Source organism: Anaeromyxobacter sp. SG64, assembly GCF_022690745.1.
GTDB lineage: Bacteria > Myxococcota > Myxococcia > Myxococcales > Anaeromyxobacteraceae > Anaeromyxobacter > Anaeromyxobacter soli.
Window position 1 is genome coordinate 24,635 of record NZ_JALCZB010000049.1, and the last position, 7,912, is coordinate 32,546.

Consider the following 7,912-nt stretch of genomic DNA (forward strand, 5'->3'; position numbering starts at 1 on the left):
CCGTGGCGGCCCATGGGTCGCGGGCGCCCCAGGGGAGGCGGGGCACGCGAATGCTGCGCGCAGGCGCGGGTGCGACGCGCATGAGCCTCGGTGAGGTCGCCCTGCTGTCGTCCGCCGCGTTCGTGGCCGGCGCGCTCAACGCGGTGGCCGGCGGCGGCAGCTTCCTCACGCTGCCGGCGCTCGTCCTCACCGGAGCGGCACCGCTCGCCGCGAACGCCACCGGCACCTTCGCGCTCCTGCCGGGCTACCTGTCGGGCACCTGGGGCTTCCGGGAGGAGCTACGCCCGCCCCCGGGGCTGTCGTTCCCGGCGCTCCTCGCGCTCGGCGCGGCGGGGGGCGCGCTCGGCGCGGCGCTCCTCCTCCTCACGCCGGCGCCCGCGTTCCGCCGCATCGTCCCGTGGCTGCTCCTCGCCGCGACCGCCCTCTTCGCCGCCGCGCCGCGGCTCCTGCGCGCGGCGCGCGCGGGCGGCGGCGCCGGAGCGCGCGGAGCGGCGATGGGCGTGCTCGCGGTCTCGGTCTACGGCGGGTACTTCAACGGCGGGCTCGGCGTGCTGCTCCTCGCGCTGTTCGCGGTGCTCGGGCAGACGAACCTGAACGCGATGAACGGGCTCAAGAACCTCCTCTCCGCGGTCCTCTCCGCGATCGCGGTGGGCCTCTACGCCTTCGGCGGGATCGTCCTGTGGCGCGAGGGGGCGCTCATGATGGTGGGCTCGATCGCGGGCGGCTACCTGGGAGCGCGAGCCGCTCGCAGGGTCCCGGGCGCGTGGCTGCGCGGAGGGATCGTGGCGACGGGCCTCTTGATGGCGGCGCTCTTCTGGCTGCGCGCCTGAGGGCGCCGCCGCCCGCACCGGAGCACGCGCGCCGGTCAAACATCCGGAGCCGGTGAAGTGCGCTCGGGGCACGGAGCACGAGCACGCCATCGAGGCTCCGTGCAATCACGGACACCGCGGCGACCTCGCCCATCGAGGCTACGGGCGATCACGGACACGGCGCCCGATCTCGCCCACCCGGGCGCCCGGAGCGTGCCCGGTCCGTTCGTTCGGTGGGCGATCTCTCGGCCGGCACCCAGCGTCCGCTTACGACCCAACCAACCGATGACGCGACCTGGTCTCGCTCCGGGCGCCGATACATGCGTGGGCCACACCGCGCGGCGCTCCGCCGCGGGAGTTCCCTGCGCGGCCGCCGCGCGGGCACGGGAGGTCCGGACATGGCGAACGTGATGGTGAAGCCCGATCGCGCCGAGGTTCCCCTGCTGACCCCGGAGCTGCTGGCTCCGCTCCGCGAGAAGCTGCGCGGCGCGCTCTGCCTCCGGGGCGAGCCGGGCTACGAGCAGGCGCGCACCCTGTGGAACGCCATGGTGGACAAGCACCCCGGCGCGGTGGTGCGCGCCGCCGGAGCGGCCGACGTCATGCGGACGGTAGACTTCGCGCGCGAGCACGGGGTCCTCTTGTCGGTGCGTGGGGGCGGGCACAACGTCGCCGGGAACGCGGTGTGCGAGGGCGGCCTCACCCTCGACCTCACGCCGATGAAGTCGGTGCGGATCGACGCCGCCCGGCGGACCGCGCGCGTCGAGCCGGGCGTCACCCTGGGTGAGTTCGACCGTGAGGCCCAGGCGTTCGGGCTCGTGACGCCGCTCGGCATCAACTCGACCACCGGGGTGGCCGGGCTGACGCTGGGGGGCGGGTTCGGCTGGACGAGCCGGAAGCTGGGGCTCGCGATCGACAACCTGCTCTCGGCCGACGTGGTCACCGCCGACGGCAGGCTCCTCCAGGCGAGAGAGGACGAGAACGCCGACCTCTTCTGGGCGATCCGCGGCGGCGGCGGGAACTTCGGCGTGGTGACGTCGTTCGAGTTCCGCCTCCATCCGCTCGGGCCGATGGTGCTCGCCGGGCTGGTCGTCCACCCGTTCTCCCGCGCGAAGGAGCTCCTGAAGGGCTATCGAGGCTTCGTCGCCGGCGCCCCAGACGACGTGACCGCCTGGGTGGTGATGCGCAAGGCGCCGCCGCTCCCGTTCCTCCCTCCGGAGGTCCACGGCAAGGAGGTCCTGGTGTTCGCCGCATGCTACGTGGGCGAGGTGCCGGAGGAGGGAGTGAAGGCGCTCGCTCCGCTCCGCGCCCTGGGGCAGCCCATCGCCGACGTGATCGGCCCCGCGCCCTTCGTGGCGTGGCAGACGGCCTTCGACCCGCTCCTCGCCCCCGGCGCCCGCAACTACTGGAAGTCCCACGACCTGCGCGAGCTCGACGACGCGGCGATCGACATCCTGCTGGACCACGTCCGGCGGCTGCCGTCTCCAGAGTGCGAGGTGTTCATCGGCACGCTCGGGGGCGCGATCAGCCGGGTGCCGGCGGAGGCCACCGCCTACTCGCGCCGTGACGTGCGCCTGTTCGTGAACGTCCACACCCGCTGGACCGACCGTGGCCAGGACGCGGAGTGCGTGCGCTGGACGCGCTCGCTCTTCGACGCGCTCACCCCGCACGCGACCGGCGGCGTCTACGTGAACTTCATGCCGGACGACGAGGCCCAGCGCGTGCAAGGCGCCTACGGCCCGAACTACGAGCGGCTCGCCAGGATCAAGGCGAAGTACGACCCAGACAACCTCTTCCGCCTGAACCAGAACATCCGCCCCGCCCCGTAGCGGCGCGGGCGGCGAGCACCGCGGGGACAGTGCACCACCGACGGCGCGTGCTGCCTCACCGAAATCCGGGTGCCTCGCTCGCGTGGCCCGCGCAGATCCCACGGATCCGGCGGGATCCTGCGGATGGCAGGGGCTTCGCATTGAATCGCGCGAGCGCGGCACGCCGCCGTGCGAAGCGTCCCGGACGGACGAGGAGGCGAGCACATGCTGACCCGCATCGGAGGCACCGCGGCGCCCGGAGACTCGGTCGACCTCCTGCTCGAATGCCACGAGCGCATCCGCTCCTTCCTCGGCCTCGCGCGCCGGATCGCCGAGGCGGGCCCGGCCGAGGCAGCCGCGGTCCCCGAGGCGGCGGCCCGCGTGCGCCGCTACTTCACGCAGGCGCTGCCGCTCCACGCGCAGGACGAGGAGCGCTCGATCCTGCCGCGGCTGCGCGGGCGCGACCCGGCCGTGGATGCGGAGCTCGACACGATGACGCGGGAGCACGCCGAGCACGAGGCGCCGCTCGCGATCCTCGTGGGCGCGTGCGAGGAGCTCGCGCGCGAGCCGGGCCGCCTGGCGGCGCTCGCGCCCGTCGTCGGCGCCGCCACGGCGGAGCTCGAGCGGCACTTCGTCGCGCACCTCGAGCGGGAGGAGAAGGTCATCTTCCCCGCCATGCGCCGGCTCCTCGAAAGGTCCGTGGACGGCGAGATCGTCCGGGAGATCCGCGCGCGCCGCGGCGTGGTCGAGCCGCCGGGCCCCGCTGCGCGCGCGGCGCCGCCGGCGCGGTAGTTCGCGTCCGGGGCGACGCCTCTCCTGCGGGATGCGCCGCGCGAGGCCGCAACGCATCTTCGCGCCGACAGGGCGAGGCGCGGAGGTGGTCATGGCGGGCGAAGGGGCCGTGCGGTCTTCGGCCGGGGATCGGGACGCTCCGCGGAGGAGGAGCGCCGCGCGCGCGCTCCTGGCGCTCGCGCTCCTCGTCGTCGCCGCGCCGGGCTCGGGCGGGGCTGCCCTCGCCGCGCCGGGACGGGGCAGCGCCGCGCCTGCGCCGAAGCTGGACGTCCCCTACGAGCCGAGCGCCCCCGAGGTGGTCGACCGGATGCTCGCGCTCGCGGACGTCCGGGCCGGGGACGTGGTCTACGACCTCGGCTGCGGCGATGGGCGGATCGTGATCGCCGCGGCGAAGCGCGGCGCCCGCGCGGTCGGCGTGGACCTCGATCCCCAGCGGATCCGCGAGGCGCGGGAGAACGCGCGCGCCGCGGGCGTCGAGGAGAAGGTGGAGCTCCGCGAGGGCGATCTCTTCGAGACCGACCTCGGGCCGGCGACGGTCGTGATGCTGTACCTGTGGCCCGAGGTGAACCTGCGGCTCCGGCCGAAGCTGCTCCGGGAGCTCCGGCCGGGCACGCGGGTCGTCTCCCACGCCCACGACATGGGCGACTGGGAGCCCCAGCGCACCGCCGTCGCCGGCGGCGCGCGGGTGTTCCTCTGGATCATCCCGGAGCGCGCGTCGCGCTAGCGCGGCGCCCGGAATCGTCCGGTGGCACCGGCGATCGCGCCGCGGTGCCTCAGGCGAGGTTGTGAAAGACGCGCTGGACGTCCTCGTCCTGCTCGAGCGCGTCCACCAGCTCGAGGACCTCCTTCGCCTGGTCCTCCGGGAGCTCGACCGGCGTCTGGGCCACGTACTCCGACTCGGCGGAGAGGAGGGGGAGCTTCCGCTCCTCGATGGCCGCCTGGAGCTGGCCGAAGCTCTCGAACGCGCTGCGGATGACGATCTGCTTCTCGCCCTTCTCGCCGGTCCCCTCGCCCATCTCCTCGAGGCCGTGATCGATGAGGTCGAGCTCGATCGCGTCGAGGTCGATCCCCTCGGGCGCGAGGCGGAAGACGCCCATCCTGCGGAACTGGAACGCCACGCTGCCGGTCGTGCCGAGGTTGCCGCCGTTGTTCTTGAAGTGCATCCGGACGTTCGCCACGGTCCGGACCACGTTGTCGGTGGCGGTCTCCACCATCACGGCGACGCCGTGCGGCGCGTAGCCCTCGTAGACGACCACCTCGTACGCCTGCTGGTCCTGGCCGCTCGCCCGCTTGATGGCGGCCTCGATCTTGTCCTTCGGCATGTTGGCGCCGCGGGCGTTCTGCAGCGCGCGCCGGAGCGCGGGGTTGTTGTCCGGGTTGGGCCCGCTCCCCTTCACGGCGATGGCGATGTCCTTGCTGATCCGGGTGAAGACCTTCGCCATCCGGTTCCAGCGGGCGAACATCGTGGCCTTGCGAGTCTCGAAGATGCGTCCCATGCGTCCCTCTCTCGGCGCGGGGCGAGGCCGTCCCTCGCGCCCCCGGACGGGCGGATATCTCACACGGCCACCCGCGCGCAAGCTCCGCGCGCCCGCGCCCTTCGCGCCTGCTAGCCTGGGATGAGGCCGTGCAGCAGGTCCGAGCGGTCCACCATGCCGACGAGGTGCCCGCCCGCGTCGGTCACGGCGAGGACCTTGTGGTTACCCGCCAGCATGAGGCCGATCGCCTCGGCGACGGGCGTGTCCTCGCGGGCGAGGGCGACCTCGCTCGTCATCAGATCCGCCGCCGTGCGCGCGTGGGCGTGACGCTCCAGCGTGGCCTCCTCCGGCCCAGGGTGCGCGAACGGGAGCCGGCTCATGAGCGAGCGCAGCGCGCCCGGCCTGAGCGCGGGGGTGATCCGCTCGAGCAGCTCCGCGTCCGTGACGAGCCCCACCACCCGGTGCTCGGCGTCCACCACCAGGGCTCGGTTCAGCCGCGTCGCGACGACGGCCTGGAACACCTCCGCGAGCGGCGTCTCCGGCCGCACGAGGGGGAAGTCACGGCGCATCACGCGCGCGAGCGGAGTGTCCCGGGCGAGGCCGAGGGCCCGCGCCGCCGCCCCCGAGCCCGGCGCGGCGGTGTCGAGGCTGCGGGCCGCGGCCCGGAGCAGATCGACGCGGGCCACGACGCCGACGAGCTTGCCGTGGTCGCTCACGACCGGCATCCGCTTCAGGCGCAGTCGCGCCATCCGCGCGGCCACGTCCGGCAGCGGCGTCCCGGCCTCGACCGTCACCGGGGGCCGCGTCATGACGTCGGCGGCGACGAGGCTCGAGCGGGAGAGCCGCTGCAGGAGCTCCTGCAGCTCCGGGCGCTCGAGGGTCGCGGCGAGATCGAGCCGCACGCCGAGGCCGCCCTTGCGGACGAGATCCGAGCCCGTGACGATCCCGACGGGCACGCCGTCGTCGACGACCGGGACGGCGCGGTACGGCTTGCCGAGCAGCGCCTCCACGACCTCGCGCAGGGGCGTGTCGCTCGCCGCCGAGACCACGTCGCGCGACATCACGTCGGCGGCGGTCATCGTCGCGGGGAGGTCCCGCACCGGGTGCGGCGCGTGCAGCACGATCTCGGTGTCGTCCACGGTGATGAGGCCGTGCGGCACGAGCTCCTTCACCCGGGGCAGGAGCCGCTCGACCACCTCGGGCCGGTCGATCCATTCCACGATCACCGGCAGGTGGGGCGCGATGTCGACGAGCCCGGCGGTGTGGAGCTCCCCCGCGGCGCCGAAGCCGCTCGCCGCGCGGAGGAGCGTCGCGCCCTGCGCGTTCTCCCGGCGCAGGTACTCGAGGACCGCGTGCGCCGCCGGGCTCCGCCCGACGCGGTCGTCCTCGCTCGTGTAGACGCGGACGCGCTTCGCCTTGCCGACGAGGTCGATGCCCATCCTTCACCCCCGGGCCGGTCGAGATCCCGCCCGAACCACGCCGAGGCGGGCGCCCGTCCGGATCCTAGGGCACGCGGTCTGTTCGGGCAGGCGCGATCGGGGTGCCGGCGAGGACCCCTGGGGGATCAGCGGCCGGCTGGCGAGCGGCGGCCAGGGGAGCGCGCCTGAACGCTTCCGCGCGGGATCACGTCGATGACGACCCGCGGATCGTCCTTCGCCACGAGCTCCTGCTCAGCGCGGACGAGCGCCCGCGGCGCACGCCGCGTGAACCAGAGGTGCGCGTCCGGCGCGTGCACGAACGGGCGGAGGGGGAGGGGGAGCTTCGGGTGGAGCGTGAAGCGGTCGCACGCGATCCGCCGCTCCGCCGCAGGGATGTCCTCCGGGCCGTCGTCGCGTACCACGAGGGTCACCACGCGCGGCTTCGGCGTGAACGCGACGAAGGTGAGCTCCGACGCTCCACCCGGCTCGAGGGGGAGCTGACTCGCCGCGAGGGCCGTGCCGTAGCCTGCGAACGAGCGGCCGGCCGGGAGGTCGAGCTTCGCGCGCTCTCGCTCCATCCGATCTCCGCGCCGGACGACCGAACGCGCCTCGCCGGTGGCGAAGTCCACCTCGAACCGGCGCTGCTCCTCGCCGCGCAGCGTCTCGACCCAGGCGAACCGCTCCTGCTCGAGCTCGGCCCCGACCCGGAACGTGTCGGTCTCCTCCGCCTGCCGCCCGTCGCGGAACACCCATCGGGCGTGAACGACGAGCCGGTCTCCGCGGCGCTCCTGGGAGAGCTCGCCGTCGGCGACCACCGCGCCCCGCGCGTCGGACATGGAGGGGAAGCCGTGCAGCGCGCCGGGCGGCGAGCGCACCTCGACCGCCGTCGCCGGAAAGGCGAGGGCGAGGAGCAGCAAGGCCACGGCGGTACGGCTCACGAGTCCAAAGGTGCTCACCCCTCGGCTCGAGCGCCCCGCGTGGGAGCGCGGGCCGTACGCACCGGTACGAACACCTGTACCGCGGCGTACGGGCGCATCGAGGGAGGGCACGTGATCTCGCGAGGATCCGCGCGGCATACCGGTTGCTCTTCGGGCAGCCGGCCGCTCGGTGCGGCCAAAAAGGAGAGACAAGCATGAAGCGCATGTGGGTCATCACCGCCGCACTCGCAGGGATCCTCTTCGCCCGGGCCGGGCTCGCCGACGACGTGGAGACGAAGGACGCTGCGGACGGCGCCCTCGCCGACAAGGCCGACGCGCCCGCGACGCCGCCCACGCTGCCGAGCCAGGCCTCGGAGCGCGCCACCTACGTCCACGAGAACATCGCGTTCGGCAAGCAGGGCGACGCGCGGCGCGCCGCCCACGCCCAGGCGCAGGACTCGGCCCGCGACGCGCGGGCGCACGCTGCGAACGCCGCCGCGCACGCCGCCGCTGCGAGCGCCGCGGGCGCCGCGAGCTCCGACGCGCACGCCGCCGCGGGCCAGACCCGGGCGGAGACCGCGCGCACGACGCGGAGCCAGCCGACCCCGTACGTCCCGCCCACCAACACCGGCCGCCGCTAGCGACGATGCTCGCCCCCGCCGTCGCGGTCGCCCTGCTCGGGCTGTCGCTCGCGAG

The 7,912-nt window shown here is 74.6% G+C and carries 8 protein-coding genes; 5 read left to right on the plus strand and 3 right to left on the minus strand.

Features of this window, described 5'->3' with window-relative positions:
• Positions 1 to 80: 80 nt before the first annotated feature.
• The 4 genes from MNZ29_RS15015 (at position 81) to MNZ29_RS15030 (ending at position 4,130) form a co-directional block, all read left to right on the plus strand.
• Positions 81 to 830: a sulfite exporter TauE/SafE family protein gene (locus tag MNZ29_RS15015; protein WP_242333590.1), complete on the plus strand. Its 750-nt coding sequence runs from the start codon at positions 81 to 83 to the stop codon at positions 828 to 830.
• Between the two features lie 377 nt (positions 831 to 1,207).
• On the plus strand, positions 1,208 to 2,635 hold the full coding sequence (locus MNZ29_RS15020) for an FAD-binding oxidoreductase (protein ID WP_242333587.1): 1,428 nt from the start codon (positions 1,208 to 1,210) through the stop codon (positions 2,633 to 2,635).
• A gap of 204 nt (positions 2,636 to 2,839) precedes the next feature.
• Entirely contained in the window at positions 2,840 to 3,406 is a 567-nt protein-coding gene (locus tag MNZ29_RS15025) for a hemerythrin domain-containing protein (protein WP_242333584.1), read from the plus strand.
• A gap of 91 nt (positions 3,407 to 3,497) precedes the next feature.
• Positions 3,498 to 4,130, plus strand: coding sequence for a cyclopropane-fatty-acyl-phospholipid synthase family protein (locus MNZ29_RS15030; protein ID WP_242355705.1), 633 nt, complete (start codon positions 3,498 to 3,500; stop codon positions 4,128 to 4,130).
• Positions 4,131 to 4,179: 49 nt separating this feature from the next.
• Here MNZ29_RS15030 and MNZ29_RS15035 read toward each other — a convergent pair whose 3' ends face one another.
• The 3 genes from MNZ29_RS15035 to MNZ29_RS15045 all read right to left on the minus strand — a co-directional run bounded on the left by MNZ29_RS15035 (position 4,180) and on the right by MNZ29_RS15045 (position 7,222).
• On the minus strand, positions 4,180 to 4,902 hold the full coding sequence (locus MNZ29_RS15035) for a YebC/PmpR family DNA-binding transcriptional regulator (protein WP_242355707.1): 723 nt from the start codon (positions 4,900 to 4,902) through the stop codon (positions 4,180 to 4,182).
• A 110-nt stretch (positions 4,903 to 5,012) separates the two neighbouring features.
• Positions 5,013 to 6,320, minus strand: a complete 1,308-nt coding sequence (locus MNZ29_RS15040) for a DUF190 domain-containing protein (RefSeq protein WP_242355708.1) — start codon at positions 6,318 to 6,320, stop codon at positions 5,013 to 5,015.
• A gap of 125 nt (positions 6,321 to 6,445) precedes the next feature.
• Complete coding sequence (locus tag MNZ29_RS15045) at positions 6,446 to 7,222, minus strand: hypothetical protein (protein WP_242355710.1); 777 nt, start codon at positions 7,220 to 7,222, stop codon at positions 6,446 to 6,448.
• A 209-nt stretch (positions 7,223 to 7,431) separates the two neighbouring features.
• Here MNZ29_RS15045 and MNZ29_RS15050 point away from each other — a divergent pair, with 209 nt between their 5' ends.
• Positions 7,432 to 7,857 carry a hypothetical protein gene (locus tag MNZ29_RS15050; protein ID WP_242355712.1) on the plus strand — a complete coding sequence of 142 codons (426 nt, stop codon included), beginning with the start codon at positions 7,432 to 7,434 and terminating at the stop codon, positions 7,855 to 7,857.
• Positions 7,858 to 7,912 lie beyond the last annotated feature (55 nt).

Excerpts from the sequence above, each read along its gene's own strand:
- MNZ29_RS15020 (WP_242333587.1), top strand. The coding sequence starts at position 1,208 with ATGGCGAACGTGATGGTGAAGCCCGATCGCGCCGAGGTTCCCCTGCTG.
- MNZ29_RS15015 (WP_242333590.1), top strand. The coding sequence starts at position 81 with ATGAGCCTCGGTGAGGTCGCCCTGCTGTCGTCCGCCGCGTTCGTGGCC.
- MNZ29_RS15050 (WP_242355712.1), top strand. The coding sequence starts at position 7,432 with ATGAAGCGCATGTGGGTCATCACCGCCGCACTCGCAGGGATCCTCTTC.
- MNZ29_RS15025 (WP_242333584.1), top strand. The coding sequence starts at position 2,840 with ATGCTGACCCGCATCGGAGGCACCGCGGCGCCCGGAGACTCGGTCGAC.
- MNZ29_RS15040 (WP_242355708.1), bottom strand. The coding sequence starts at position 6,320 with ATGGGCATCGACCTCGTCGGCAAGGCGAAGCGCGTCCGCGTCTACACG.
- MNZ29_RS15035 (WP_242355707.1), bottom strand. The coding sequence starts at position 4,902 with ATGGGACGCATCTTCGAGACTCGCAAGGCCACGATGTTCGCCCGCTGG.
- MNZ29_RS15030 (WP_242355705.1), top strand. The coding sequence starts at position 3,498 with ATGGCGGGCGAAGGGGCCGTGCGGTCTTCGGCCGGGGATCGGGACGCT.